This window comes from Neorhizobium sp. BETTINA12A (assembly GCF_023006485.1).
In the GTDB taxonomy this organism is placed as follows: domain Bacteria; phylum Pseudomonadota; class Alphaproteobacteria; order Rhizobiales; family Rhizobiaceae; genus Neorhizobium.
In genome coordinates this window covers 1-26,714 of record NZ_JALBGW010000027.1, presented here as the reverse complement: position 1 = coordinate 26,714, position 26,714 = coordinate 1, and the positions used below count along the sequence as shown (strand labels likewise).

General features: G+C 59.1%; 30 protein-coding genes and 1 pseudogene. 14 read left to right on the top strand and 17 right to left on the bottom strand.

The window, feature by feature from the left end; all coding sequences use genetic code 11:
* The first annotated feature begins 19 nt into the window (after nucleotides 1-19).
* The gene (locus tag MOV61_RS10245) at nucleotides 20-1,447 is read left to right on the top strand and encodes a coniferyl aldehyde dehydrogenase (protein ID WP_247136498.1); all 1,428 of its coding nucleotides are present in this window, start codon (nucleotides 20-22) and stop codon (nucleotides 1,445-1,447) included.
* 39 nt (nucleotides 1,448-1,486) lie between these two features.
* Nucleotides 1,487-1,948, top strand: coding sequence for a GFA family protein (locus tag MOV61_RS10240; protein ID WP_247136497.1), 462 nt, complete (start codon nucleotides 1,487-1,489; stop codon nucleotides 1,946-1,948).
* 219 nt (nucleotides 1,949-2,167) lie between these two features.
* On the opposite strand, the gene MOV61_RS10235 is transcribed toward MOV61_RS10240, so the two are convergent.
* On the bottom strand, nucleotides 2,168-3,052 hold the full coding sequence (locus tag MOV61_RS10235; RefSeq protein WP_247136496.1) for an AraC family transcriptional regulator: 885 nt from the start codon (nucleotides 3,050-3,052) through the stop codon (nucleotides 2,168-2,170).
* Between the two features lie 157 nt (nucleotides 3,053-3,209).
* Between MOV61_RS10235 and MOV61_RS10230 the strand changes: the two genes are divergently transcribed.
* On the top strand, nucleotides 3,210-3,599 hold the full coding sequence (locus tag MOV61_RS10230; RefSeq protein WP_247136495.1) for a nuclear transport factor 2 family protein: 390 nt from the start codon (nucleotides 3,210-3,212) through the stop codon (nucleotides 3,597-3,599).
* 715 nt (nucleotides 3,600-4,314) lie between these two features.
* Here the strand turns inward: MOV61_RS10230 and MOV61_RS10225 are convergent.
* The 10 genes from MOV61_RS10225 to MOV61_RS10180 form a co-directional block, all read right to left on the bottom strand.
* The gene (locus MOV61_RS10225; protein WP_247136494.1) at nucleotides 4,315-4,950 is read right to left on the bottom strand and encodes an NrsF family protein; all 636 of its coding nucleotides are present in this window, start codon (nucleotides 4,948-4,950) and stop codon (nucleotides 4,315-4,317) included.
* Between the two features lie 85 nt (nucleotides 4,951-5,035).
* A complete protein-coding gene (locus MOV61_RS10220; protein WP_247136519.1) occupies nucleotides 5,036-5,593 on the bottom strand; it encodes a chlorite dismutase family protein in 558 nt (185 codons plus the stop codon).
* Between the two features lie 6 nt (nucleotides 5,594-5,599).
* On the bottom strand, nucleotides 5,600-6,235 hold the full coding sequence (locus tag MOV61_RS10215; RefSeq protein ID WP_247136493.1) for an NrsF family protein: 636 nt from the start codon (nucleotides 6,233-6,235) through the stop codon (nucleotides 5,600-5,602).
* Entirely contained in the window at nucleotides 6,232-6,786 is a 555-nt protein-coding gene (locus tag MOV61_RS10210; protein ID WP_247136492.1) for a sigma-70 family RNA polymerase sigma factor, read from the bottom strand. The genes MOV61_RS10215 and MOV61_RS10210 overlap by 4 nt, the downstream gene beginning before the upstream one ends.
* A gap of 103 nt (nucleotides 6,787-6,889) precedes the next feature.
* Nucleotides 6,890-7,510: a TetR/AcrR family transcriptional regulator gene (locus MOV61_RS10205; protein WP_247136491.1), complete on the bottom strand. Its 621-nt coding sequence runs from the start codon at nucleotides 7,508-7,510 to the stop codon at nucleotides 6,890-6,892.
* A 116-nt stretch (nucleotides 7,511-7,626) separates the two neighbouring features.
* Nucleotides 7,627-7,836 (bottom strand): hypothetical protein, encoded by a 210-nt coding sequence (locus MOV61_RS10200; RefSeq protein ID WP_038548417.1) that lies wholly within the window; start codon nucleotides 7,834-7,836, stop codon nucleotides 7,627-7,629.
* On the bottom strand, nucleotides 7,833-8,603 hold the full coding sequence (locus MOV61_RS10195; RefSeq protein ID WP_038548421.1) for a hypothetical protein: 771 nt from the start codon (nucleotides 8,601-8,603) through the stop codon (nucleotides 7,833-7,835). Before MOV61_RS10195 ends, MOV61_RS10200 begins: the two co-directional genes overlap by 4 nt.
* Entirely contained in the window at nucleotides 8,603-9,700 is a 1,098-nt protein-coding gene (locus MOV61_RS10190; protein WP_038548425.1) for a Rieske 2Fe-2S domain-containing protein, read from the bottom strand. Before MOV61_RS10190 ends, MOV61_RS10195 begins: the two co-directional genes overlap by 1 nt.
* A gap of 162 nt (nucleotides 9,701-9,862) precedes the next feature.
* Nucleotides 9,863-10,078: a hypothetical protein gene (locus MOV61_RS10185; RefSeq protein WP_038548428.1), complete on the bottom strand. Its 216-nt coding sequence runs from the start codon at nucleotides 10,076-10,078 to the stop codon at nucleotides 9,863-9,865.
* A gap of 7 nt (nucleotides 10,079-10,085) precedes the next feature.
* Nucleotides 10,086-10,772: an SDR family NAD(P)-dependent oxidoreductase gene (locus MOV61_RS10180; RefSeq protein ID WP_247136518.1), complete on the bottom strand. Its 687-nt coding sequence runs from the start codon at nucleotides 10,770-10,772 to the stop codon at nucleotides 10,086-10,088.
* Nucleotides 10,773-11,060: 288 nt separating this feature from the next.
* Between MOV61_RS10180 and MOV61_RS10175 the strand changes: the two genes are divergently transcribed.
* The 6 genes from MOV61_RS10175 to MOV61_RS10150 all read left to right on the top strand — a co-directional run bounded on the left by MOV61_RS10175 (nucleotide 11,061) and on the right by MOV61_RS10150 (nucleotide 17,926).
* Nucleotides 11,061-12,389, top strand: a complete 1,329-nt coding sequence (locus tag MOV61_RS10175) for a tetratricopeptide repeat protein (RefSeq protein ID WP_038548433.1) — start codon at nucleotides 11,061-11,063, stop codon at nucleotides 12,387-12,389.
* Between the two features lie 27 nt (nucleotides 12,390-12,416).
* The gene (locus MOV61_RS10170; RefSeq protein ID WP_038548437.1) at nucleotides 12,417-12,899 is read left to right on the top strand and encodes a hypothetical protein; all 483 of its coding nucleotides are present in this window, start codon (nucleotides 12,417-12,419) and stop codon (nucleotides 12,897-12,899) included.
* Between the two features lie 124 nt (nucleotides 12,900-13,023).
* The gene (locus tag MOV61_RS10165; protein WP_247136490.1) at nucleotides 13,024-14,655 is read left to right on the top strand and encodes a thiamine pyrophosphate-binding protein; all 1,632 of its coding nucleotides are present in this window, start codon (nucleotides 13,024-13,026) and stop codon (nucleotides 14,653-14,655) included.
* The gene (locus MOV61_RS10160) at nucleotides 14,627-15,784 is read left to right on the top strand and encodes an OpgC family protein (protein WP_038548443.1); all 1,158 of its coding nucleotides are present in this window, start codon (nucleotides 14,627-14,629) and stop codon (nucleotides 15,782-15,784) included. Before MOV61_RS10165 ends, MOV61_RS10160 begins: the two co-directional genes overlap by 29 nt.
* Before the next feature lie 9 nt (nucleotides 15,785-15,793).
* On the top strand, nucleotides 15,794-17,005 hold the full coding sequence (locus MOV61_RS10155) for a CaiB/BaiF CoA-transferase family protein (protein ID WP_247136489.1): 1,212 nt from the start codon (nucleotides 15,794-15,796) through the stop codon (nucleotides 17,003-17,005).
* Nucleotides 17,006-17,284: 279 nt separating this feature from the next.
* Nucleotides 17,285-17,926, top strand: coding sequence for a LysE family translocator (locus tag MOV61_RS10150; protein ID WP_247136517.1), 642 nt, complete (start codon nucleotides 17,285-17,287; stop codon nucleotides 17,924-17,926).
* A 271-nt stretch (nucleotides 17,927-18,197) separates the two neighbouring features.
* Here the strand turns inward: MOV61_RS10150 and MOV61_RS10145 are convergent, their stop codons facing one another.
* From MOV61_RS10145 to MOV61_RS10120, 6 genes and pseudogenes are all read right to left on the bottom strand, one after another.
* Nucleotides 18,198-19,628 (bottom strand): pyridoxal-dependent decarboxylase, encoded by a 1,431-nt coding sequence (locus tag MOV61_RS10145; protein ID WP_247136488.1) that lies wholly within the window; start codon nucleotides 19,626-19,628, stop codon nucleotides 18,198-18,200.
* Between the two features lie 231 nt (nucleotides 19,629-19,859).
* The gene (locus MOV61_RS10140; RefSeq protein WP_247136487.1) at nucleotides 19,860-20,282 is read right to left on the bottom strand and encodes a DoxX family protein; all 423 of its coding nucleotides are present in this window, start codon (nucleotides 20,280-20,282) and stop codon (nucleotides 19,860-19,862) included.
* A gap of 62 nt (nucleotides 20,283-20,344) precedes the next feature.
* On the bottom strand, nucleotides 20,345-20,899 hold the full coding sequence (locus MOV61_RS10135; RefSeq protein ID WP_247136486.1) for a hypothetical protein: 555 nt from the start codon (nucleotides 20,897-20,899) through the stop codon (nucleotides 20,345-20,347).
* 134 nt (nucleotides 20,900-21,033) lie between these two features.
* Nucleotides 21,034-21,843, bottom strand: a complete 810-nt coding sequence (locus MOV61_RS10130; RefSeq protein ID WP_247136485.1) for a PHB depolymerase family esterase — start codon at nucleotides 21,841-21,843, stop codon at nucleotides 21,034-21,036.
* 253 nt (nucleotides 21,844-22,096) lie between these two features.
* Nucleotides 22,097-22,354, bottom strand: a pseudogene (locus MOV61_RS10125) (hypothetical protein); the annotation flags it as partial.
* Nucleotides 22,355-22,829: 475 nt separating this feature from the next.
* Nucleotides 22,830-23,753 (bottom strand): LysR family transcriptional regulator, encoded by a 924-nt coding sequence (locus tag MOV61_RS10120; RefSeq protein ID WP_038548460.1) that lies wholly within the window; start codon nucleotides 23,751-23,753, stop codon nucleotides 22,830-22,832.
* Nucleotides 23,754-23,929: 176 nt separating this feature from the next.
* Here MOV61_RS10120 and MOV61_RS10115 point away from each other — a divergent pair, with 176 nt between their 5' ends.
* From MOV61_RS10115 to MOV61_RS10095, 5 genes are all read left to right on the top strand, one after another.
* On the top strand, nucleotides 23,930-24,277 hold the full coding sequence (locus MOV61_RS10115) for an EthD family reductase (protein ID WP_173426766.1): 348 nt from the start codon (nucleotides 23,930-23,932) through the stop codon (nucleotides 24,275-24,277).
* Nucleotides 24,278-24,315: 38 nt separating this feature from the next.
* Complete coding sequence (locus MOV61_RS10110) at nucleotides 24,316-25,119, top strand: NAD(P)H-dependent oxidoreductase (RefSeq protein ID WP_247136484.1); 804 nt, start codon at nucleotides 24,316-24,318, stop codon at nucleotides 25,117-25,119.
* Nucleotides 25,120-25,131: 12 nt separating this feature from the next.
* Entirely contained in the window at nucleotides 25,132-25,587 is a 456-nt protein-coding gene (locus tag MOV61_RS10105; protein ID WP_247136483.1) for an MFS transporter, read from the top strand.
* A gap of 72 nt (nucleotides 25,588-25,659) precedes the next feature.
* Entirely contained in the window at nucleotides 25,660-26,334 is a 675-nt protein-coding gene (locus tag MOV61_RS10100; protein WP_247136482.1) for an MFS transporter, read from the top strand.
* The coding region (locus MOV61_RS10095; protein ID WP_247136481.1) for an alcohol dehydrogenase catalytic domain-containing protein at nucleotides 26,331-26,714 on the top strand (384 nt) is incomplete at its 3' end. The genes MOV61_RS10100 and MOV61_RS10095, both read left to right, overlap by 4 nt.

Genomic DNA, 26,714 nt, shown 5'->3' with positions numbered 1-26,714 from the left:
GTCTACATTGGAGTGGACCATGAACGCAACCGTAAATACCGCCGACGCCGATCGGCTAGGCAGTCTCCTCGCGGCTCAGCGCGCTGCCTTCCTGCGTGAGGGCGCACCGTCGCTGGCGCAGCGACGCGCTGATCTGACTAGGTTCAGGGCCGCGATCATGGGGCATCGCAAAGCGATCGAAGAGGCCATCAATGCCGATTTCGGGCATCGCTCGAAGTATGAAACGGCGATCATGGAGGTGGGAGGGGTCGCCGAGGGCACCAGGTATCTGATCCGCAACCTTGCCAAATTCATGGCGCCGACCCGCCGCCACGTTGCTCTGCACATGCGAATGGGCAAGGCCCGCATCGAATACCAGCCGCTTGGCGTCGTCGGCGTGATGTCGCCGTGGAACTATCCGGTAAACCTCGCGCTGATGCCGGTCGCAACTGCTATCGCCGCCGGAAACCGGGTGATGCTGAAGCCCTCGGAGTTCACGCCCGTCACCAATACGCTGCTCGCAAAAATGCTCGGCGAGGTATTCGCCGAAGATCAGTTCGCGATCGTCACTGGCGATACCGCCGTGGGGGCTGCCTTCACGACTTTGCCGTTCGACCACTTGGTCTTTACCGGGAGCACTGCTGTAGGGCGATCGGTGATGAAAGCCGCAAGCGACAACCTCGTTCCGGTCACCCTCGAACTCGGAGGCAAGTCGCCGAGCATCATTGCCAAGGGACACGCCCTCGACCAGGCGGCGGCGTCAATTGCATACGGAAAGCTGCTCAGCGCCGGACAAACCTGCATCGCCCCGGACTACGCACTGGTCCACGAAAGCGAGGTTGACGCATTCGTCAAGGCATATGACCAGAAGGTGGCTTCCTTCTATGCGGATGGTCCGACGAGTGAACATTACACCTCGATCATCAACGAGCGGCACTATGCCCGGCTCCAGGGCTTGATCGACGACGCCCGCTCCAAAGGAGCGCAGATCATCGAGGTCGGCAATCGGCCCGGTGAAGCATCCCTTCGCCTCAACACACTGGCGCCAACCGTGGTGCTTGGCGTCACAGATGACATGCGCATCGCTCATGAGGAAATCTTCGGCCCGGTCCTGCCGATTTTCCCCTGCCGCGACGTCGAAGACGCGATCGCCTACGTGAACGCCCGGCCTCGGCCGCTCGCGCTCTACTATTTCGGTGCCGATGACGAAGACCGGCACAAGGTGCTGAGCCGAACGACCTCCGGCAACGTCACCGTGAACGGCACGATCATGCACATCGCCCAGGATGACCTGCCTTTCGGCGGCGTCGGGGCCAGCGGGATGGGCGCATATCATGGCATCGAAGGCTTCCGTACCCTCAGCCATGCCAAGGGGATCTACGAACAGGGGCGTTGGAACCTCTCCAACCTTCTTCGCGCGCCCTTCAGACAGCCGATCGATACCATCCTCAACGTGATGCTCCGGTGACCAGCATGCCGTCATCAAATCAAGCTCGGGAGCAAGAACATGACCAATGACACGTCGTTGCTATTACGCGGCTCATGCGAATGCGGCGCGTGCTCGTTCGAGGTGCTTGCGGCCCCGAAGGGCAGATTCCGGTGCCACTGCATGATCTGCCAGGCGTTCAACGGCAAACCGTTTGCGGATGTGATCGCTGTCCGCAGCAAGGATGTCGTGCTGAAAAACGCCGGCAATATCTCATTCAAGAAATACCGGCCCCCGCCGAACTTCAATCGCGGGGTCTGCCGGACCTGCGGCAAGCCCGTTGTGGAGGTTGCCGGCTTCGGGCCTTTCAAGGTGATGTTCATCCCGGCGAGCAACTTTGAGCCTGAGGCCCGGCTGCCGCCGGTTCGGTTCGACATGTTCTATCATCGTCGAGTGCTGGACATGCCCGATAGCGTGCCCAAATACAGCGGCTATCTCGCGAGCGAGCTGGCGGTGGGGAAACTGATTATGGGTGGCTTGTAGAGGGCCGGCTAAAGTACCCTTCGCGCGGAAACGCTCGTGAAGGGCGGCTTTCATTGGATTTCAAAGCTGCAAAAAAGTACTGTCAGACCGGGATGACGGCACTTAAAAGGGAAAATCGCCGAATACGAACGCCGTTTCGAGATATGATGCCGCGCCCTTGGCAGGATAGAATCAATCTCCAAGCTATCCGCGGCGGTTAAGGCGCTATCCTCAAGGCCTTCAGTTCTTGTACTGCCTGCGAAACTTGATCGGGGTGAAACCGGTTTCGCGGCTGAAAAACTTGGCAAAATTGGTTGCCTCCTCGAAACCGAGGCCCTCTGCAATGAGGTAGATAGGCCTGTTGGTATGGACCAGGAGCCGTTTGGCTTCCAAGGCGATGCGAGCCGCGATGGCGTTTTTGGCGCTTTGCCCGGTCGCCTCCAACGCCGCTCGCGTCAGGCTTTTCTCGGTACAGCCTAGAGCTGCCGCATAGGCGGATACCCGATGCCAATCGGCATAGTTTCGTTCGACCAGCCTGCGGAACCTGGCATAACGCTGCACACCCGGGCTTTGTGCCACGTCGATGCCCATGTGCTGATCCTGCAGGATGGCAAGGCGCAGAAGCAGCGCACAAAGTTCGTATCTCAGGAGCGCGTGTATATCCTTGGGCGGGGCGGGGCTCGCGGCGTCCCGCTGCATCCTGGCGATCGCCTCCTTCACAGCGCCGAAATCGGCAGCGATCAGGGATAGGTGATCCGGTAACCGATCCAGACTCAGGACAGGCAGCAGATCGGCAGTCGCCTGCGTCTCCGATGGGAGGAATTCTGCGCGGAACAGGACCATCCATCCGTCCCAACCTTTATCACTACCGAAACTGTGAACCTGCCCGGGCCTCAAGACGAGGAGGGATCCAGCCGCGCAATTGACCGGCTGGAAGTCCACGACCTGGGTCACCGCACCTTCGGTCACCCAGATCAGGGTGTGGAAGGAATAATGGTACAGCGCCAGGATCTGCTCGGAGCTCACCCGGCGCCGCAAGTCCGAAAAACGAAATATCTCAACATCCAGATCGCGCCCACTCGGACGGTAATTCAGTTGATCAAGCTTCGCTCGGCTCTTTGTCATTCGCGTTGCGCCAATCCCGATCAGGCATGTCCGATAAGTATCATATTTCGGCGCCTATGAACCACGACAGAATGGCATTCCACCCATTATTATCACTCTTATGAGCTGCGAAGGACACTTCGCAGCAGGTTCCAACATCTGCAAATGAGAGACCGAAATGACCACTATCGACATCGGAAAAGCTTATATCAAAGCCGTCCAGACCGGCGATCAGGCCACGCTTGGCGAACTGCTTTCGCCCCAGATCATTTGGCATCAGCCGGGCAATAACCAGTTCTCGGGCACCAAGAACGGCATTGCCGAATTTGGTGCCATGATGGGCGCCATGATGGCAAAGTCTGGTGGTAGTTTCGCGATCACCCATGCCCATCGTTATCTCGCCAACGGGGATCTCGTTGCCATCGAGATAGAGTTCGCGGGTCAACGCGAAGGCGCCAAGGTCGACCAGTCCGGTATCGATCTGCTGCGCGTGCAGGACGGCAAGATCGTCGAAGTCTGGCTGTTCTCCTCCGATCCGGAAGAAGAGGACCAGTTCTGGGGCAAATAAGTCACCGCATCTGGAGCAGCGGGACGAAAGTGGCCCTGCTCCAACGACTTGTCCATTTTCCAGGGAGCTTCGCGACGAGCGCGAACAACAAGCAGATCGTCACCGACGCCTACCGACGCCTACCAGCGAATTTTCGGTGATTTGGACGGCTCTGAAGTAGACAACAACATGAGCACCAAACGTTCGTCCGCATACGACACGTTACCTTCAACGACAGAATACGAATTCCCACGCCAGGCGACGCTAAATCCCTACTCCCACTCTATTATTTTTTCTGCACCAAGCATTTGTTTTTATTGACGAAAATTATTTCATGCGCTCCATGCTCCGTGGAGGGGAACGTCAAAAAGTTAGCCTTATGATTTTACAGCGGTTTTCGATGCAGCTGCCGCACTAAAAATTCTGTGGACTATCGATATCTATCGACCATTTCGCGGGGTGCCGTAGGCGGCGAAGGTCGAATCTAGCCCGCCAACAAAGTACCGTCAAAACGGATAAAATCAATACACCCTCTCCCGTCCTGGGTTGGGGGATGGGGGTAGTGCCCACGCGTAAAAGGCAGGGGTTGAAAGGATGACGATGGTTCTCGCGAACAGGAATAGCCAAAGCTGTCGGCTTGCAATCAGCGACCCTGTTCCAGACGATTGTTCATAATGAACGCCATCGACTTTCGCCGGACGGATAGGGCCGGCATTTGCGAACTGCATAATCGCAGCTACCACCTTAGAAAGCGTCGGCCGGCAAAATACCCGGCAATGGCCACAATCAGTATGGCGATTGGATACCAGGTTGCGACGAACAACGGACTGTCGTCGGGGCAATTGGAGGCGTAAAGGGTGGCTGCAATACCGGCGGATGCCAATGCCGCGATTGCCCCAGCCTGACCGGGGTGATCCGGCGCACCATGGCGCATCACCAGAAAGAGGAATACGGTCGGCGCTAACGAAAGGATCGGGATGACCGTCAGGCAATGCAACGCATTGTGGCCAACCAGTCTGCTTCCCCAAAGATCGGCCGGGGTGACAATCATCTCGATGGCGGCGGCGGCGATCAGCAGCGCTGGTGCGAGCAGCAACAACCAGCGCCCGGCCGTTGCGCCGTGCCCTGGACGGATAAGGCTCTCCATCAGCGATGCCGCCACAAAAAACAGCGCCAGGGTGGCGATGAACTTGAATGCGAAACGCACAGTCAAGATGGCTTGAGCAAAATCAGGTCGAACACCCAGGACCGAAAAGAACACCAATCCCGCCATCAATGCGCCAGCAGCTGTCGCCAGAGCAAGCGCCCTCGTGAGGTTGACGGGCCGCCGTGTGTCCTCTGATATCAGATTGATCAGGTCTTCCGTGTTCACTCAAGTACTCCGTGTGCGGCCGGCTCGACGAGAACCGTTCCGCTTTGTTGCGCAACCTTACCCAGGATTGGCTATCTTAGCATCATCAATCAGGTTGCCATATCCGCAAGCGGATCTCGACCTCGCGTTCGACAAAACGCCATTCTTCAGTCGCACGCAATCGAAGGAGCATGGCATCAAATTGGGGGGCATCTTCCTCCGCGAATTCGAACCAGGTGAGAAAATCAAAAGGCTCGCCAAGATCACGACTGTGATAGAGTCGTCTAGCGACGGCAGGCAAATAGTCCATCCCGATCTGAAAATGCGCCGACCTCTCCTGAATGATGGCCCTGCGCTCGTCCTGTGCAAGAGACCACCAAAGATCCGACTTGCGGATCGGGATCAAGACCGCGAGGCATGCCGCTTTGCGGCCCAACGGAGGTTGGCGTTCTCCGAGCCGATCGAGCTCGACACGGGTCGTGTATCGCGCGCTGCCGGCTGCTCCGCGCAGAACCCAGGCCGCTGAATCGGGTAGTATGACCTGATTGGTGTCCATGACACCAAGACGAGGCGCAACATCCAGACCCTTACCAGCAATGGCGCGCGTTGCCTCGACCTGCCATTGGCCACTCTCACCAGCCACGAAGTATGTCGGCTTTACCATCATGACCTACCAGCGCAACAGTCTGTGGCCAAGCAGAGCACCGGTTCCGGCAACCATCGAAATGGCGATGGGGTACCACAACATTACAAAGAGCGGGCTGTCATCATCGCAATTGGCTGCGTAGAATGTCGCCGCGATCCCTGCCGCGACGAGCCCGGCAACAGCTCCGGCGACCGCGGGTCGGGTGGGGGCAGCGTATCGAAGCGCGTAGAGAAAACAGGCAAGAGGACCGACCGATAAGAAAGGGATAATCGTAAGGCAGAGGCTGGAATTGTGCCCGATCATGCGCGTCGCCCATGTCTCCGACGGCATGACCAACAGTTCAAAGATTGCCGCTGCACTTATCAACAGAGCTGGAACCGTCAAGCCCAATGCCATCAACTGAACCGGGACGCCCGGTCTTCCGATCCGGAACATGACCAGCCCACCGGTCAAGCCGAGAGATCCTGTGATCACGAATTTGAACAGGAAGCGGCCGGTCTCGATGGCCGTGCCGAAGTCCGCACGCAAGCCGATGGCGGCAAAGAACAAAATGGCGGCGATCAATGTGGCGGCTGTGGCAGCATGCATCAGGGCATGATCAAGATTCAGTCGAACCGGCGTATCCTGCACGAGCAGGTCGATCAATTCGTCAGTCTTCATGTCGCGCGCGCCGAATAAAGAGCAGCCAACCCCTTCAATGCCCTATGCAGGGAAACACGAACCGCCACCTCTGTCATTTCCAGCCGATGGGCGGTTTCCCGAACACTCGACCCTTCAATCGATATCGATTGAACGATCGTTCGTTGCGGATCCTTGAGCTTGCCCAGAATCTGTTCGATATCGATGCGATCCGAGGCTGCGATGCGTTCGTCTGTTTTGAGTGTTGCAATGACGTCCTCAAGCGGTACCGACTGCCTGCCACGGCGCCGCAGGCTATCGACCACCTTGTTGCGAACGATTGCCGATAGCCATGGCCCCAAAGGCCGTGACGGATCCCAGGTCCCCCGCTTGAGATGGATAGTAAGCAGCACTTCCTGAACCACGTCCTCAGCCTCGCTGGCCGGCGCACCGAACTGGTCACAACGCTTCCGCGCCATCACCCGTAAATGTGGTGTGAGGGCCGTCAGGAATTTGTGATAGGCATGGCTTTCGCCCGCAATCGCGGAACGCAACCAGGATGCCCATTCCTTCTCACGCGCCAGATCGTTCATCTGACATATCCTTCTTCGGCGGTTCTCGTGCAATTGTTACAGAGACCAGCCAGATTTTTTTGCGTGTGAGATATCGGGCCAAAGCGTGCAAGCATTTGAACGTTCATGTCATCGATCGTGAGATAAGATTGTCTGACTGTGATTGGGGTTCCAGCAGTGCAAAAATGGGCCGGATAAGACCTTCCAGAAGGTCTCGTTCAGGACGCGTGCGCGCAAGCACACGAATACCAAGCAGCGTGCCGAGCAACGTGCCGGCCATGTCCGATGCATTTTGGCAACGATTGATGGATCCGTCTTTCTGGCCACTTTCGATGCAGCGCCTGAAGAAAGCCTCAACCTGCACCAGGACTTGAGCCACCACCCGCTGAAACTCATCATCATGTGGTGCGACCTCGAGCGCGGAATTGACCAGCATGCAGCCTTTCCGCTTGGTATCACTCAACGACCGGTCGATAATTTCGTTGAAAAATGCGCCAATCGCCTCACGCGGCGGTTTCGTCTCAAACCGGCCGACACGGTCGCCGAAGCTCCGTTCGACATAGAAATCGAGCGCTTTGCGATAAAATGCGCGCTTGTCGCCAAAGGCATTGTAGATGCTTGCGGTGGTCAGCCCGATTGCCTGGGCCAGATCGCGGATTGACGTTGCCTCGTAGCCGTGTTCCCAAAACCGCTCCACAGCCAGCAGCAATACTTTTTCTTCATCAAATTCTCTGGGTCTGGCCATACATCCTGTCTCCCAGAACATGGATCGAACGGGCGACTGCCCAGGGGCTGTTGCCAATCCATTTTAGAACATATGATCTAAAACTCAACCCATGCGGTTCGACCTTTGACTGCTTTCTACTTCATCAATCTCAGCGTCAGGCTGTTAAGGGCGGAGAGCAACCCGACAACGGCAACCCCGAAGATCACGTAGCGCAGCTCCTCGAACGGGGTGCCGCTCAGATAGCCCAGACCATACTGCCATGCGAGAATGATCATGATGATAGCAATCAGCGCCAGCAAAAGACCGAACAGATGGCGCCAGAATCCTCTGACATTCCGGGTCATGCTCCCGCCTTCTCGCTGAAACTGTCGATCTTGAAAATCAGCAGATCGTCGCGGCGTTCGATATCGCCTTCGAGCACCACCGGTAAACCGGTCTTGTCAAGCAAGGCCGCCGGCATCGGTCCTCCGTCCTTGGAAGCGAGAAGAAAGAAGATGTGGCCGTCCACGGGTGAAGCGGAAACGAAGACGGGTGGAACACCTCCGGAAATACACAGATTGGCGCAGGCCTTGTGCGCAAGGCCAGTCCCCGGCTTCATGGCGCCGGCACTGCATTTTCCATCACAGATCTCGCCCGTCAAACGCCACCGACCGAGATTCTCCGGCACGGACGTAACCGGCAGGGCCGGCATTTGCGGATCGCCTGCTTTCAGGTCGTCTTCGCCGCCGATCAGCAGCATGACCAGGTCTCCACGCTTAACGAAGATGCCACCAGCCTGTGCGGTTTTGCCCGCAAGTGGCAGCGCCCTGTCGTCCACCCCGAACTTGCCTGAGCCCGCCAGCATGACAGCGCGCGCGGGTTTTGTGCCGCTGGCGGGAATGCGCAGTATCGGATAGGGCTTTACCTCCATGGTGCCGATCAAATGCTCGCCGGAGAGCTCATCCGCATAACTGCCCGCGCCTGGGCTTTCGGTATTAAGGGACAGCAACACCGAAGTCGTCGCCATGGCGGCAATGAAGAACACGATGAACCCGATCATCAGCCCCCTGACATCGGCTGGGACTTTCTTGAAGTAACCGACAAAAAATCCGCGTTCGACGGGCTTCAGCATCAAACCGTTCCTCCATTCTTCGGCGCGGCAGCCGTGGGAAGCAACTCGGCGGGGATGGCCAACGGCACCAGCTTTGTGCCAAGCGGCAAAGGTTCCGGATCAACCAGAATGCTCGTGCCCTCCAGGCGAAGGCGATATTTGCGAATCCGCTCGCGGAACGGCGGCGGCGAACAACCGTCCTCGGGGCGATACTGATAGCCATGCCAGGGGCAGGTGATAAAGCCGATGACGACCTTGCCTTCGCCGACGGGGCCGTTCTGGTGCGAGCAGATATTGGATACGGCTGAAAGACCACCCTTTGAACGGAAGACGGCAATGCGCTCGCCGCCCGGTGCCATCCCGATGATCGCCCTGCCTTCGGCAATCTCGCTGACATCGCCGACGATCACCCAAGGCGCCTCGGTGGCCTTTCGCGACGCAGCCGCGTCAGCCGACGTCTCCCGCCGACCTGCGATAAGGTGCAGGACGCACAGCGTAGCCAATCCGCCGAGCGACAAAAATGCCAAAGCAAGATCCCGGCGATCGATCAGAGCGCCGAGCGCCACATGCAGGATGACCGCAACGTAGGCGAAGTAGACGCTCATGTGGATCGCCTTCCACACCGGCGGCGTCAGGAAGGAAAGCCAGAAATCGTGGCTCGTTACCGCAAGGACCGCCAGAATGACGAGCGCGAAGACGCCGAAGAGTTCGAAAGGAAAGCCAGCGATGCTCGTGAAGCTGGTATTGCTGGTGAAGAGCGCCGTGAGCTGTGGTGTTGGACTAAAGGAGAAATACCATCCGAGCACATAGTAGGCGTGCGTGGCTGCAATGATCGCGGTCATCACGCCAAAATGGCGGCGATTGTAGAGGAGCGGAACGAAACGGGCATCGATCCGCGCCAGTGGCCCGATTGCGAGGACGATGGTCAGCATCAGCAAGGCCAGCGACCCGAAGGCACGCATCCGTTGGATCGGCAGGTCGGTATCCCGCAGCGCAGAGGATATGACTGGGCCGAGCCGCAGGAAAATGAGGATGTAGATGAAGATCCCGGCCAGCATGACCGCGTCATAGACGATCTTGGTCTTGTTCCAGATGACCGGCGTGTAGGATAGGCTCACGGGTTGCTATCTCCCTGTGCTGCAGTGGCATCCAGGCGCACGGCCGGGGCATCGGCCGACAGTTTCGGAACGCTCGCGAAGATAACGACAAGCATGATCGGGAGAACGACCGCGATGCCTGTCCAGATCACGGTGTGAGCGCGACGGTGGCGGCGCTGCATACTACGGTTCTCCCCTGGAAAGGGTGATCCACCGCCAGACGACCAGCGGCCAGAGGAGAACGAGCCCGGGGATAAGGAGCGGCCGGACCGCATAGGCATCACGTGCGCCCGGATCGACCTTGTCGAATCCGAACAGCAGAAAGGCGACGGCGATGGCAAGACCGATGCCGGCCCAAAGCATCAATCCTGCGGAGACTGGATCGGAGATCGAAACCATGGGGCCCTCAGATGCGGCCGGTCGCCGGTATGGCCGCACCAGTGACGATGCCTGCTGCAGGCGAAATGAGGAACCCGATAAGCTTGGCGATATCCGTTGGCTGAATCCAGCTGTTCGTCTTCGCATTCGGCATCACTGAGCGGTTTTGCGGCGTGTCGATCGTGCCCGGCAAAATACAGTTGGCGGTAATGCGCTTGTCGCGGTTTTCCGCGGCGATCGCTTCGGTTAGCCGGATCACCGCCCCTTTGGATGCTGCATAGGCGGCTTGATTGGCGCCGGCCTTTAGTCCTGGCGCCGCCGCGACATGGACGATGCGGCCGTAGCCTGCCTGCTGCATCGGTTTCAGGACCGCCGCACTAATTGCATAAGCCGTTCTGGCATTCATGTGAAACAACTGATCCCATTGGTGTACGCCCGTCTCGTCGACCGGTCCCGTCTGGAAGCCGCCGACGGTATTGGCGAGCGCGTCGAGCCGGCCAAATCTCGCGAGCGTTCTTTCGACCGCCTCCTGGCATGACGTCAAATCGGCGAGATCCATGCCGCCGATCAGCAGGATTTCGCTATTCTCGGGCAGGCTCTCTGCCAATTTCTCCAGGGCTTCCGAATTATGCTCGACACAGACGAGCCGCGTACCGTTCGCCGCAAGCTCCCTGACGACGGCGCTTCCTAGGTTTCCTGCTGCGCCTGTAACCATGACAACGGGGCTTGTTCCTGTTGCTTCACTCATGATGGTCCCGCCCTTTCGAGTTGAGGCCGCCTGCAAAGGCCAGCCCCGGTAATTCGCGGCACCACATGGTTTTGTTACATGTGTTTTGAAAAATTCCCGCCCTCTATGCCACGTCAGGAAATTTTGGCGCGACTGCGAAAAAGTTCAGGACCGACTGTAACGAACCACCTGACGCGACCGTAAAGGTCTCTGTCGGACGAAGGGTAATGGGATCTCGAGGGTTCCCGATCGGCGTCCTCCTGAAGGAGCAAACGAATGAAGCGCGATGCTTACGGTCTCATGACCAGCACTGACAGCAACGAGGCACAACGGGCATTCGAGAATGCCGTTTTTGGTCTGGCGGCGCATCGGCCAAGTACTGGCGTGGCCATCCAGTCAACTTTGGCAGCCGACCCCCATCATGTTGCCGGCCATGCGCTGAAGGGCTTTGCAAATCTGATATTGGCGCGGTCGGAGCTCGACCAACCGGCTGCCAAGGCACTCGTTGATGCGCAGGCAGCGCTAGTGGTCAGAGGCGGAGGAACCGGTGACGAGCGCATCCTTGTGAAAGCACTGGAGGCCGCCGTCGAAGGCTCGTTTTCGCGTGCGACGGATATTCTCGACGACGGTTTCGAGGATCGGTCGGTGACGTTCTTGCCCTTTAAGATTTCGCAGGCTCTGCGTTTCATGCTTGGAGATGCCCGCGGCATGCTGCGGGCCAGCACACGTGCAGTCGCGCGCCTTGAGGCCGGCACGACGGCGAGGGGCTTTATACTTGGTTGTCATGCGTTTTCGCTTGAAGAGCATGGTCGGTATGCCGAGGCGCTTGCCGCGGGACAGCTTGCGGTTGCTCTGCAGCCCGATGATTCCTGGGGCCTTCACGCCGTCTCGCATGTCTTCGAGATGCGAGGGGATACGGAAGAAGGCATTGACTGGCTCGAGGCGAACCGCAAAGCCTGGTCGCGCTGCAACAATTTCTCTTTTCATATGGCTTGGCATCTCGGTCTGCTACACTTGGAACGCGGCGATCATGATCGGGTGCTGCAGATCTACGACGACGACGTTCGCCCACAGCAAACCGATGATTTCCGAGACATGGCGAATGCTGTCTCGCTCCTGTGGCGGATGGAGCAATCGGGAGCTCATGTCGGTGATCGCTGGACCGATCTGGCAGAAATGGCCCATCGTCGAAAGACAGACACGACCTTGATTTTTGCGGCTCTGCACAATCTCGCCGCCATGGTTGCCGTTGGCGACCGCGATGGAACTGTGGAGCTTGTATCGCATATAGAAGCCAAGGCGCTTGGCATGGATGACCAGGGCCGCGTCGCCGCCGAGATCGGTGTACCGATGGCGCGCGTTCTCACGGGTCTCGATGCTCCGGCGGACCGCCACATGCTCGAACGCATGGTGGCGAACCTGCCAAAGATCGGCGGCAGCAACGCACAGCGCGACTTCTTCGTCCTCGCGCTCGCCAGGGCGATGGCGACCGATGGCAATAATGTCGGTGTTTCGCGTATCGGCCAAATTCGCCAGCGGCTGAAGGCCGACGACCGATTGTTCAAGTCCATCGAACATTCGGTTGGCATGCGTTTGTCTGCCTGATCTCACCTCAAAGAAAGGAAAAACACGATGTCCATGATGGAAATGCAAAAGACGAGCGTCTTCCCTGAAATTCAACCAAGCCTCGGCCGGACGATTATTCTTTCCGGACTTGCCGCCAATATTACCTGGGAAATCTGGGCACGGCTGATCACCCCACTGTGGGTTGGCGGGCCACTGGAGCCGGCTGCTCTCGTTCAATCGGTGTTCGGGTTCAACAATTTGTTTCTGGCCGAAGCGATCCACGCGATCGTGGGCATCGTTTTTTATCCGATCGGCTACCTGTTCATCGCCCGCCCGTTGCAGCGGCTGATCGTCCCCAAGCTACCGTTACTATTGACGGGCATCGGCTTCGGCATCGGTCTTTGGATCTTTGCCCTTTACGTCATGGCACACCTGTTTGGCGGCCAACCGGCATTTCTCGGTTTTGTTACTCTCACCTGGGCATCGCTGATCGGCCACATGCTGTTTGGTACGGTCGTCGCGTTCGTCGTCCGCCGCATGGAACATTAGACCCGTTGTGGGACTAGGCCTGCCCGGTTCCGTGAGCCACCGGGCAGGTTTTCTAACCGTGCAAGGGTCCAGTTGCCAGTGAGCGCTGAGCACTGCCCATTTCACCTGATTCGAGAGATTGATAGTGACCGCCGAAAGCTTCTTAACGCCGAGAGTTGCCGACATCGTCGCCAGCACGCTTCATGCCCACGGCGTCCGTCATGCCTTTGGCATGCCCGGCGGAGAAGTGGTCACGCTGATAGACGGCCTGGAGGCCTCGGGTATTGCCTTTCATCTTGCGCGTCATGAAACCGCGGCGGCGATCATGGCGGCAGGCGCAAGCGCGATGACGCAAAACCCGGAACTTCTCGTGACGACCGTTGGGCCGGGCCTTGCCAATGCGGTCAACGGCATCGCCGACGCTGCCCAGGAGCGCGTGCCTTTGATCGTCATATCCGGCATTGTCGACCGTTCGACCCGCGCGCGTTACACCCATCAGGTGATCGACCATGCGCAGTTGCTGCGACCGCTGGTCAAGGCTTCTTTCGAAATCGAGCCCGAGAGCGCTGCTTCCACGGTCGCTCGTGCACTCGCGCTTGCCCTGACAAAGCCGATGGGTCCCGTCCATCTCGACCTGTCTCCGGCGACGGCTGCCGCGGTCTCGCCAACCTTGAACGTCATTTCGCCTCCGAAGCTTCTGAAGTCCTCGGTAACGATGACGGATCCAGTTGTTCACACACTTTCCGAAAGGATTGGCCGGGCGCAACGACCGCTTTTTATCGCTGGTCTTGACGCTGTGCGAGATAATGCCGGTCCGGCACTCCAGCACCTGGTCGAAAAAATTGGCGCACCGGTTATGACGACATATAAGGCCAAGGGCATCATCCCGGAGGGCCACCCGCTGTCGCTTGGCGCCGCCGGATTGTCACCGCTGGCGGATCAAATTCTTCTGAACCTGGTCCGGGATTCGGATCTGGTCCTGTCAATTGGATATGACCCAATCGAAATGCGGCTCGGCTGGCTGGATTTCGTCGGAGATCCAGCAAAGCTGGTGGAGATTTCCGATACTGCTACGGACCACGGCATGCATCATGCCGGAACCAGAATCCAGGCTGCACCTCGCGCTTTTCTACAGGCCTTGGCTGATGTTCACGCGGGGCACAAGACCTGGACAGCTGGCGAACCTGCCGCCGTGAAAAACGAACTTGCCCGTTTATTCGCAAGCGATGATAGCTGGGGGCCCCACGCAATCATCGAGGCGCTCAATGCGGCTGCCGGTCAGGAATCGATCGTCACTGTCGACAGCGGGGCGCATCGGATCCTCCTGTCGCAGAAGTGGGTGGCGCCGCGGTCGATGTCATTGCTGCAATCGGCGGGCTTTTGCACCATGAACGCGGCCTTGCCGCTTGCGATCGGTGCCAAGGTCGCCGATCCATCACGTCCGGTTTTCGCGGTGATGGGCGACGGCGGCCTTGAGATGGGAATCGGCGAACTCGCTACGCTACGCGATCTTAATCTGCCTATCACCATCGTGCTTTTTCAGGACCGAAGCCTGGCGTTGATTGCTCTGAAGCAGGCATCCGCCGGCCTGAAATCGGCCGGCGTCACGCTCGGCGAAACTGACTTTGCCGCCGTCGCACGAGGTTTCGGCGGCTATGGCGTCAATGTGGAGAATTGTAATGACTTCCGTAACGAGCTTGAGGCAGCCCGCGAGCGCGAAGGCTTCACCCTCATCGCCTGCAAGTTCGATGCAGGCGCCTACGACGGCGCCTTCTGAACGCACCCAGGCGACAGGTTCAACCCCTCAGAAGCTCAAGCGTCCCCGTGATCCGCGGCTCGACTTTTTCCGTGGTGTCGGCATGCTGATTATCCTTCTGGCCCATATCCCGAACAACGGGTGGGCGCTGTGGATTCCGGCGCGCTTCGGTTTTTCCGACGCCACGGAAATGTTCGTCTTCCAGTCGGGAATGGCCTCGGCCATCGCCTTCGGCTCGACCTTCGACCGCAGCGGCGCGGTTGTGCTCATTGCCCGCGTCGCTCAACGTGTCTGGCAGATATTTTGGACCCACATTGCCGTCTTTGTCGTCGTTGCCGCCATCATGGTCGTCGCCGGAACCCGCTATGACGGGGTCGCTTATGTCGACAGTCTCAACCTCGTACCCTTCGTGAAGGACCCGGGCAATCTTCTCGTCGGCCTGCTGACGCTCAGTTATGTGCCGAACTATTTCGATATCCTGCCGATGTACATCGTCATTCTGGCGTTGATGCCAGCAATGATCCTTGCATCAAAGCTCCACCGCTTTCTGCCATTCGCCATGATGGTTGCCTTATGGCTGGCGACCCAGTTCGACCTGACCGGGCTGCCGGCGGAACCCTGGTCGGATCGCCGATGGTTCTTTAATCCCTTTGGATGGCAGTTGCTGTTTTTCACCGGTTTCTTCCTGATGCGCGGCAGCCTTCCGGCCCCCGGCTTCGACCGCAGGTTGATGGCGGTTGCGGTTGTCGTCGTGATCCTGACCGTGCCGTTTGCCTGGGTGTGGTTCCAACAAGCGCATCCAGCCTTCCAAATGGCCGCCAGCAAGCTTTTCCCACTCACCGACAAGACCGACTTCGGCCTGCTGCGCTTCGTTCATTTCATGGCGCTCTGCTACATCGCCGTGCATCTCGTCGGTAAGAAAGGCTCCCGGCTGCGTGGCCCTGCCGTGCGCGTTCTGACGGTCGTTGGCCAGCAATCGCTCGCCGTCTTCATCACCGGTATTGTGATTGCCCAGCCGATCGGTGTCGCGCTTGATCATGCCGGTCGCACCACTTCTGCAGAGGCAATTGGAAACCTGATTGGCTTCGGCGTGCTGATAGGAACCGCCTATCTCGTACGCTGGTTCAAGAGTTCGCCCTGGAAATCGTGAGAATCCCTTATGTCTGACCATCAAAAACCCGCCAGCCTCGAAGGTCTGCGCATCCTCGACCTGTCGCGGATTCTCGCCGGACCGACCTGCACGCAGTTGCTCGCCGATCTCGGGGCCGATGTCATCAAGGTCGAGCGCCCTGATACTGGCGACGACACGCGCAGCTGGGGACCGCCCTTCGTGCCGGATGCCGATGGCAGCGACAGTGATCTCAGCGCCTATTTCCTGTCCGCTAACCGCAACAAGCGATCGATAGCCATCGATCTCGGCAGCGATGAAGGCGTTACGCTTGTCAAGCGGCTGGCGGCTGTCTCGGACGTGGTGATCGAAAACTACAAGCCGGGCGATCTCGACCGGCGCGGACAGGGCTATGAGGATATTCGCAAGATCAAACCGGATATCGTCTGGTGTGCGATTTCCGGTTTTGGTCAAACCGGACCCTATGCCGAGAGAACCGGCTATGATTTTCTCGTCCAGGCGATGGGCGGCATCATGAGCATCACCGGCGAAAGCGATACGGCCGGTGGCCGGCCCCTCAAGGTCGGCCTCGGCATTGCCGATGTCATGTGCGGCATGTATGCGACCGTCGGCATCCTCGCCGCTTTGCGCCATCGCGACCGCACGGGCGAAGGCCAGTATATCGATCTGGCGCTTTATGACACGCAAGTTGCCTGGCTTATCAATGCCGCGACGAACCATCTGGTTTCGGGAAAGGTGCCAGGGCGGATCGGCAACCGGCATCCCAACATCGCTCCCTACCAGACCTTCGCAACGGCTGCTGGAGACATCGCCATCGCAGTCGGAAACGATCGGCAGTTCGCCCGCTTCTGTACGGCGATCGGCCGTCCTGATCTGGCGGGCGACGAGCGGTTTCGCCATAACCGTGATCGCGTTGTAAATATCGATGCACTGGACCCGCTTGTGACCGAGGCCCTAAAAGCCGATACCGCCGAACGCTGGGAGCAGCGGCTTGTCGCTGCCGAAATCCCCGCAGGCCGGGTCGCCACGATCGATCAGGTCGTGGCCAATCCGCATACCTTGGCGCGCGAAATGGTGATGACCATGGAAACCGTAGACGGACAAACCGTCCGCCTCCTCGGCAATCCGCTGAAGATGTCTGCAACTCCGGTTCGCTTTGATCGGGCGCCGCCGCATGTCGATCAGGACAAGGACGATATCCTCCGGGAGCTCACGAGGCTCGAAGCCACGCGCGGAACTTAAATCGTCGTGGGCTCGCCCGTCAGGGTATGCGGTCCCGATACCAAAACGCTGCACCTGGTCTCTATCACCCACCTGCTCTTCGAACGACGAGTACCGCTGTTCAGCCAAATCGACGCCTATCAGCCATCATCGCGTCAAGAAGCGCAAACAGCGGGCACGCCGCAACGATCGATGATCGCTTTAAGAATACGCAGTGATAGTTTTGTGCCAGTCCCATGGCCTATCGTCGTTTTTCCGACGAATGTATTTCTAATACGGCAAGTTTATCAGAGGATAGATATGACATATACCGAAAATCTTTGGATTTTCTTTTCACTTCTATTCGGCATCGTCATCGTTCCAGGCGTGGATATGATTTTCGTACTGGCAAACGCGCTGACACATGGTCGATCCGCGGGTCTTTTCGCCACGGCCGGTATCATCGTTGGCAGCCTCGTGCATTCCCTATTTGCGGCTCTGGGCGTCGGCCTCTTTGCCAGCCTCATGCCTGTGCTGTTTCGGCCGCTTCTGATCGTCGGTGCGCTTTATATGGCCTGGATAGGGTTCACTCTGATGCGGAGTTCGATCACCGTCGACCAGGTCCGCGCGACAGATGCCCGCTCGAATGGGGAGGCGTTTCGCCGCGGCATCGTATCCTGCCTGATGAATCCGAAGGCGTATCTGTTCATGCTGGCAGTCTACCCGCAGTTTCTGCGTCCCGATTTCGGCCCGCTTGCGCCACAGGCTGCGGTCATGGCTGCGATGACAGCCGCAACTCTCTTATTCGTCTATGGCGGACTGTCTGTGGCTGCGGGTCGGGCGCGAGAAGTTCTCGTTGGCAACGGTACTGCAACGATCTGGGTCGGGCGGGCCGCAGGCCTGCTTCTGATCCTCGTTTCGCTTGTAACTCTTTGGGAAGGCGTCTCGGGCGGCACCCGATAATGAGACAAGTCATCGGAGTCCGTCACGGCGGGACGGAGCAGCGCAAGATATCCGCAAGACCGGGCCGAAAGTCGAGACAACCGAGCCGAATACATGCGTGCCAAATCCAGAGGAGCTCCCCGTGATGGCGAATTGCTGCTGCTCGGAATCGCCTGATGCGGGCGGTGTGGCTACAAAACGGCAGGAGGTTGGCTAACCCCGTCGAAGTTATCATCCGTCAAAAGCTCATTCGTCCCGAGGGTTCCGCCAATGCCACCACCTCTCCGGCCGTTCACGAAAATTCCGGGACGAGTGCGGCAGCCGCTTCCTGTATCGCCTGCCAGACCATTTCTATATCGCTCGCAGCCGTCGTTATTGTGCCGATCGAGACGCGGACCATCCAATGCCCGGCCGCCGTTGCCGGCGTGATATAGGCCTGGCCCGAGGTATTGACCGCGTGCGCCCAGGCGCGAGTGAAATCATCGAGACGGTCGGACGCCACAGACTTCGGCCGATAAACAATACAGACGGTCTGCAGAACGACGGGCGCGATAATCTCCCAATCAGGGGTGGCTTCCACCTTCGACCGAAGATCCTGAGCCAGGCTAATGTCTCGCCGCAACCTGGCTTGCAACCCTGATACGCCCTGTTCGCGTATGGCGAACCACAGTTTCAAAGCCCTGAACCTTCGTCCCAAGGGAATACCGGTGTTGCGTAGGTTACGCACTTTTTCGTCGGCACTCGATTGAAGGAAGCTCGGATCGGCAGACATCACCCGAAGCAGATGAGGCTCGTCCCGGACGAAATAGAGCGAGCAATCAAAAGGGACTCCCAGCCACTTGTGCGCGTTTATAACCACGCTGTCTGCGTCCTCGATACCGTCCCACATCCAACGCAACTCCGGCAGGATCATCGCGTTTCCGGCCATGGCTGCATCAACGTGGAGCCACAAGCCGTGTCTGCGTGCGATGTCAGCGACGCTGGATAACGGATCGATGGACACGGTGGCGGTCCCACCGACGGCCGCGACGATCGCACAGGGAGTGGATCCGGAGTGGATATCCGCGGCGATGGCATGCTCGAGCGCCGAAGGATGCATCGCGAAATTGGGGTCGGTATCAACCATGCGGACATTCTCACGACCGAATCCCGCCAGCAGTGCCGCTTTTTCCACCGACGAATGGGCGCTCGCCGACGTGTAGATTGTGAGTGGCCGGTGTTCAGCCTGCAGGCCGCGCCGCGCAAGAGAAAATCTTGTCGTCCTCTCCCGAGCACAAAGCAAAGCGACCAAAGTGCTCGTTGATGCCGTGTCGTTGATAACGCCAAACCACGCCGACGATAGACCAACCATTTGCCTGAACCAGTCGACCGTAACCTCCTCGATCTCAGTCACCGCGGGCGATGACTGCCAGGATAAACCTAGCACCCCGAGGCCACTGCTCACCAGATCGCCCAGAATACCCGAGCCAAGCGAGTTAGAGGGGAAGTAGCCAAAGAACCGTGGGTGTTGCCAATGCGAAATATTCGGAAGAACGACCTTGTCGAGATCAGCGATTATCTGGTCAAAACCCTCAGCTTCTGCCGGCGGTACGGCAGGAAGCATCGCTTTGACATCACCCGGCCGTGTCCCAGGTTGGACCGGATAGTTAGATATCTTCGCATGATAGTCCGCGAGCCAGTCAATGATTTCATGACCTCTCTGCCGGAATTCTTCGGGTGTCATGTAGATCTCCTGCTTGTGCTTAAAAATTCGTGATGTAATTGCGAGCTTTCGAAAAGGTATCTCACGCGACTCCGTATGTTCTCCTTCTCGGACACACTTTCCTGATCATCTGCTCCATGCGGGTGTCGGCCGTGCGCGATATCTCCCAGTGAGCCTAGCGGCGATGATCAGCCGTGACATGACATGAGCCTCGGAGTGGGAAGGGGGAGAGCGTTGACGACTTTCGTGTCCTCAGTCGCGGTCGACGAGGATCTTGCTGGCCAGCACGGCGATCTGGTCGCGATGCGCCCAGGCTACCATCACGCTCAGCGCGAAGAGCACGATCGCGGGGACGGGCGAGCCCGGCAGCACGAAGAGATGGGTCAAGGTGGCGCCGACCATGATCGCGGCGAGCAGAAGCACACCGAGCGAGGCCACAGCCGGGACGAGTAGCGCGGCCGCGCCGATCAACTCGAGTGTTCCGGTGAAATACCGAAACCACTGCCCGAGCCCGATCTGCTCGAAGTTCTGAACCAATATCGGCAGGCCGTAGAGGTTGGCGCTGCCGGCGGCAATGAAGGCCGCAGCAAGGAGAAGCTTGACGCTCCACAGTCCAATTTGACGCCAGCGCGGCGCCGCTTCATTCTTTATCGCCGGGCTGTCTGAATTCTGCATGGTAACTCCTGGTATGGAACAATCAATTCTACGGCTGCGCATGCGTCTGTCTGAACATGAGTTCATTGCGAACACATCGAGAGCGCCACCTTCAATTCCAGCTCCCGGATTTTGCGGTCCTTCTCGGACACTTGCCTGATCATCTGCTCCATGCGGGCGTCCGGCGCGCGCGATATCTCCCAGAATGTCACGGTGAAAATCACAGGCATGGTGGCGGCAGTTTTGTCGTCGATAGCTGCCAGTTGATCTGACTGCTGCGATGGACTTTCCGTCGCGACACGGCCCCAAATATTGAGAGTGCAATCGGCGCCTGCATCGCAGCGGATGAAGGCTTCCAGCGCCGCTTCGCGTCGGACAACGGTGCGGCGAAACGCCGTGCTTTCGACGTGTATGCGAAACGTGGATCCATCGATGACATGGGGAAGCATCGCAACGCTCGAGACGGTCTCGAACACAATCCCGGGGCGTATCCGGGAATAATTGATCGCCAACTCCCGCTGCGCCTGAACCAGATGAGCAATGCTCGGAGTGATCACCTGCCCCCAGATAGCCGCACCTTCTCCGAAATGATGAACGATGGCATGGCCGATATTTGGACATGTAATTGACTGCAGCATGAGGGGGTTCCCTTGTAATCCTCGAACGATCCGTCAGCATCGCGTCGGATCAGGTTTGCGACCTTGCTGCCTGCTAATTCGCGGGAATGCAGGCAGTTGTTACAAAGGATCTTCGTTTTTTTGCAACCCAGTGTTCATTTGGGAAAGCCCACCGCCGTCAGGCCAGCGTCAAGCATATCGGACCGGGCCTCGTGGCCACCGTTGTGGATGCACATGACACTGTCGCCCCGAATGCAGTCGGGGACATCGTCGCACTCGATGCTATCCAGCATGACTTTTTTCGCAGCCTTCATGTCGCATTTGCCACGCTCACGCAGAATGGCCAAGCTTTTGAACGCATCGCCCTGATGGAATTTTGTGCCAATCGCCCGACCGGCGAGCGGAAACGTCTCATCCGCGGTCCCATGAAAATGGATCATTGGAGGAAGATCGGCAACGCAATCATCCGGTTCTGGAAGAGGGTTCCAGAACACGCCGGAGAAAGTAACCATCGCCGCGGTTTTCTCCCCTTGCTGGCAGGCGGTGTACCAAGCCATCGATGCGCCGATGGAAAAACCCCCGATTACCGTCCGGTCCGGGGTAAAACCGTAGCGTTGCCGCAGGTCATCAAAGACATTCGTGATGAACGCTTTTTCATCGCGATCCTGGCGGGGACCGTGAGGAAAAGACCAACTCCCGTCGATGCCATCGACGGCTACATAGGCGAGATGATGCGCGAGCGTCATCTCGACCAGAGGGCGCTGCTGCATCTGCAATCTGGCGGCGCTTTTGAAACCATGGAAATAGACAAAGACGCCGCGAATATCGCCGTCGTGCGGCAACTCGATCCGATAGTTTCCGTCCTTGACGGGACAAGCAGTCTGCGCTCCGCAAAGCATTGCGGAAGAAACAGTAAGAGGCATGACGGCGATGAGGAGGAGAGCAGCGAGCAGGCATGTGCGCATGAAGATATCACCGATCTTATAATGAGAAGTCTGCCAGAGTCCTGGCGCGTGGCGAGCAGTTTGCGCGAGGCATGTTGCAATAGCGTGCGGGGCCGCGTCTTCAATTCTGGTGTGGCGTGCCGGCGCTGGAGGGAAAGTCGGCTCCGGGCCGGGCGGTGATCGGGAAGGAGGTAGAAAGTCCGGTCACAGCAGATATTCGCGCATGGGTCGCTGAGCGTTACATTCGACGGCGAAAAATAATGAGGACTTTGCGCGGGGCCACGACCACGCAATCATGGCCAGCGGCAGAGAGTTGCCGCTGAATGCCGTAGCCACAAGGTCCTGCTTCGTAGCAAAACTTGAGGGTCCGGCCCGACTGCGAAAGCTTGGCTAGCATGCGGCTCAAGGCCGTTGGTGTGTTTACGATCTGGCCAAACGCGCGCACGTCACCGCGCTTACCGCCATCGGCAAGTGCCACCGAAATCGTCTCTTTGTGAACATCCAATCCGATATATGTGATAGTCTCTTCCATGGCCCGTCTCCTATGCATGAGGCTCTGTGCGGGGTCACTTTACGCAACCCTCGATACCTGCATATTGTGAGACGGGTCACCCAGCCCCAGGCGAACATTTAGTCTAGAACTTACTACCCGTCCGACCGTTGGAAGAAGTCTCGTAGGCCCTTTCCTACCTCAACTCCCTCCTCGACGGCAGCGGCAACGCCGCCAGACACATCCTGCGGCGGGGGCTTGCGCTCGCGGCGAGCGGAGGCGATCCAGCCACCGGGCAGCCTCACCTGGACCATTAGGTCGACGCGCTCTGGCCCCTTCTCGCGGTCTAGGGCCGCGCTGAGGAAACTGAGGACCGGGTTCGTTGGCTCAGCTCAACAACCCGATTTTCCGAGGAGCCGAGCTAGTGCGGGCGTTCTTCGGACCGGCCCAGGTTGTGAAGCAGCGGCGAACTCGATAGCCCTCGGCGATTGCGGAAACCTGTCGCCGCCCGATTAGTCTAGGCGCGCGGCGCGTCGTCTTCGCCCTCGACCATCAGCTTTCGGATCAATTCGCGAACCCAGCGCTGCCCGGCATGGCCGTGACAACGCTCGTGCCAGATCAAGCCGATATCGAACCGTTCGCTCAGCCAGGGCAGATCGATGATCATCAGCCTTTCCGATTGGGCACGAAACAGCCGCCTGGGTACGAGAGCGACAAGATCGCTGCTGGAAACAATTTCGGGAATGAACAAGAACGAGCCCGCTGACATGACGACATTGCGCCGATAACCGAGAACTCCCAAGGCGTCGTCAACTGGTGTCTCGAAGTTGCCGCCTCGCCGTGAGACGACGATATGTTCCAGCCTGACATAGTTCTCGATCGTCAGACCAGGCTTCAGATCCGGGTGGCCTTGCCTGCCGATGAGGACATATGTTTCCTCGTAAAGATCACATGCACGTAGATGCGGCATCGAGGGATCGGGTGTGGCGATCACCAAATCGATATCGCCGTTCGCCAACTGCTGTTCCATGAGGGCGGGGGACAGGTGCCAAACCGCCACGCGCACGCCTGGTGCTATCCGCCGGAGCGCCAAGACGAGCGGCATCACAACGGCTGCCTGGACATAATCCGAGCAAGCGATCGACACAGCGAGTTGCGCCGTTTCGGGATCGAAGTCCCTGTGGGACTGCAGTGTCGAGCGCACCCGATCCAACGCCTCGCGCAATTGTGGGGCAAGTTCTGTTGCCTTGGCGGTCGGGGTCATTCCGCGCTGGGCAGGAAGAAGCAACGGATCGTCGAACAAATCCCGCAGCCGCGCGAGTTGCGCACTGACTGCCGGCTGGCTGAGATGCAGCTTCGCCGCCGCCTTGGTGACGTTCCGTTCGGCGAGCAGCACTTCGAGCGTTGCCAGAAGGTTGAGGTCGATGCGGCTGGTATCCACCACATTTATTTCCGAATAAAATATAATCGATTTCAAATATCGCTGAAAAGCCTTCATCCTGCAAGCCTCGACGCGGGAGCTTCACCAATCCCTCCCGCGGGAGGCAAGGATGTCATCGTCAGTTTTCTTTATCCCAATACTGAGCAGGCACGCTTCGATGCCGCCTCGAGAAACATGTGCCCTTGGCCCTGGGCCTGCTTGGCGACGCCGTCAGAGGGGTGATCGTCGAAACCGGCCTTGGCGGCGCACAGCCGGGTGCCCCCGCGCCCTACATCGCCGCGTCTCACGCGCTGTTCGAGTCGCCGGACAGCTTCCAAAAAGCATTCCACGCGCACGCGGCCGAAATTCACGGCGACGTACCGAACTACACCGACATCGCGCCGGTCGTTCAGCTCGGGAATGTGAGCGTCGCGACGTTGATGGCCGACGCAAAGATCATCTCCAACTTCACCAACGCGCTGGCCCATACCGAGCTTGATGATCCGGTGAAGCCGCTGGCTTGGGTACATCCCAGCGAGCGCTGAAGCGCCACCCCACACTCCACGATAGAAACCAGAGAAGCATGATGAAGAAGAATATCCTTATTGTATCTGCGCACCCCGAAGCAACCTCGCTCACCCGGCAGTTGGTCGACGTTACTGTCGAGACGCTTGGCGCCGCCGGACACGAGATCGTGCAATCCGAACTTTACGGTATGAAGTGGAAAGCAGTGTTCGACGCCGACGACTTTCCCGTCCGCACCAATCCCGACCGGCTGTCGTTCATCATGGAATCGGGCCATGCCTATGCGACCGGCAACCAGACGCCGGATGTTGTCGCCGAACAGGCCAAACTCCTTGCCGCGGACGCGGTCATCCTGCAGTTCCCGCTGTGGTGGTATGGCGTGCCCGCGATCCTGAAGGGCTGGATCGAACGCGTCTATGCCTTTGGTTTCGCTTATGGCTACCAGAACGGCGCCAACGAGTTTCGCTTCGGGGACGGCATCCTGAAGGGCAAGCGCGCGCTGGTAAATGTTCAGGCCGGTGGACCTGTGGCGGACTATGGCCCGCGCGGGATCAACGCGCCGATTGAGCAGCTGCTCTTTCCGCTGACCCACGGCGCGCTCTTCTATCCGGGCATGGATGTGCTGCCCACGCACGCTGTCTACAGCGCTGGCCATGTCTCCACCGCCGAAGAGGTCGAGGCGATCAAGGCGGGCTGGCGCGCGCGACTCGCCAGGCTGTTCACCGACGCGCCAATCCCGTTCCGTGCGCAGAACGGAGGCGATTTCCCCGATCGCCACACCATGGCGGATGACGTCGCGCCGGGCCAGACCGGCATCGTCGCGCATGTCGCCGAAAGGGTGGTCGAGACGGTTGACGCGTGAGGCACGACGATCATGAAGCCTGCGCTGATCGCGCTGGCCGCCGGAGCATTTGCCATTGGCACGACTGAGTTCGTGATCATTGGCCTGGTTCCCGGGATCGCGCGCGATCTCGGGACAACGCTCCCGGCGGCTGGTCTGCTCGTTTCCGGCTACGCCCTCGCCGTGACCATCGGTGCCCCCACGGTCACGGCGTTAGTCGGGCATCTGCCGCGCCGGCCGCTAGCGGTTGGATTGATGCTGCTGTTCGCGCTCGGCAATCTCTTGAGCGGCTTCGCGTCCGGCTATGGCGCGATGCTGGCGGGACGCATCATCACTGGCGTGGCGCACGGCGTCTTTTTCTCCATCGGCGCCACAATCGCGATGTCGTTGGTGGAACGGTCACGCGGGGCCCGTGCCGTCGCACTGATGTTCGCCGGCCTCACCGTCGCCATGGTGGTTGGCGTTCCGTCAGGAACATTCATCGGCTAGCGACTTGATTGGCGCGCGCCCTTCTTTGTCATCGCCGGGCTGGGCGCGCTGGCGGCGACGTTTCTGCACATTTTGCTGCCGCGCCAGATTTCCTTTGAGCCGTCGGCGGGCTTGCTCTCTCAGTTCAGGCTGTTGCAACAACCCGAGTTGCTCACGCTCTATGCCATCGCGGCGCTAGGATACGGCGGATCGTTCGCGGTCTTCACCTTTCTGTCGCCGCTCATGACCACAGTCACGCATGTGTCCGAGACGAGCGTGAGCCTGGCGCTGATGGTATTCGGCGCCGCCGCGGTGGTGGGCAATCTGGTCGGCGGACAATTGGGGGACGCGCTCGGGACGCGGCGTGGCCTCGCCTTTGCGCTCATCGGCCTTCTATTGGCGCTTGCGGCGCTGCCTTATACTGCGCCGCACGCCGGCGTGATGTTCGTCAATATCTTCTTCTGGTCGGTCTTCTGCTTCTGCACCGGACCGATCGTACAGGCAGGCGTGATTGCTGTGGCGGAGAAAGAGGCACCCGATGCGGTCGCCACCGCTTCAGGGTTTAACATCGCCGCCTTCAATCTAGGCATTGCTGGCGCTTCGGCTTTGGGCGGAGTGATCCTCGCCGGGCCGGGCGTGATGGTGACGCCGTTTGCAGCTATCGCCGCCGCCGCAACCGCTCTCGCCATCACCCCATTCGTTGGTGCTGTCGGCATGGCTGAAAGCGCGCCTGCTCTTCTGCCGATCAAGGGAAAGGAAATCGTATGAAAGCTTGGGTAGTCCGCGCGCCCGGTGGGTTCGACCGCCTGGAAATCGTCGAGCGCGATGATCCCGGCGTCCCTGCCCCGGGTGAGATCCGTGTCGCGATCCACGCCACCTCGCTCAATTTCCACGATCTGCTCGTTGCCAATGGCGGCATTCCGGCCGCCGACGGCCGCGTGCTGATGGCTGACGGTGCGGGTGTCGTCGATGCGGTCGGCTTGGGTGTCACCGAATTCGCGCCCGGCGATCACGCTGTGTCGACCTTCTTCCCGCACTGGCCGGCAGGCGCGCCGTTCGATGCGGTCGGGAATTTCGCGGGCACACCGGGTGACGGCATCGACGGTATGGCAACAACCCATGTCGTGCGCGCCGCCACCGCCTTCACC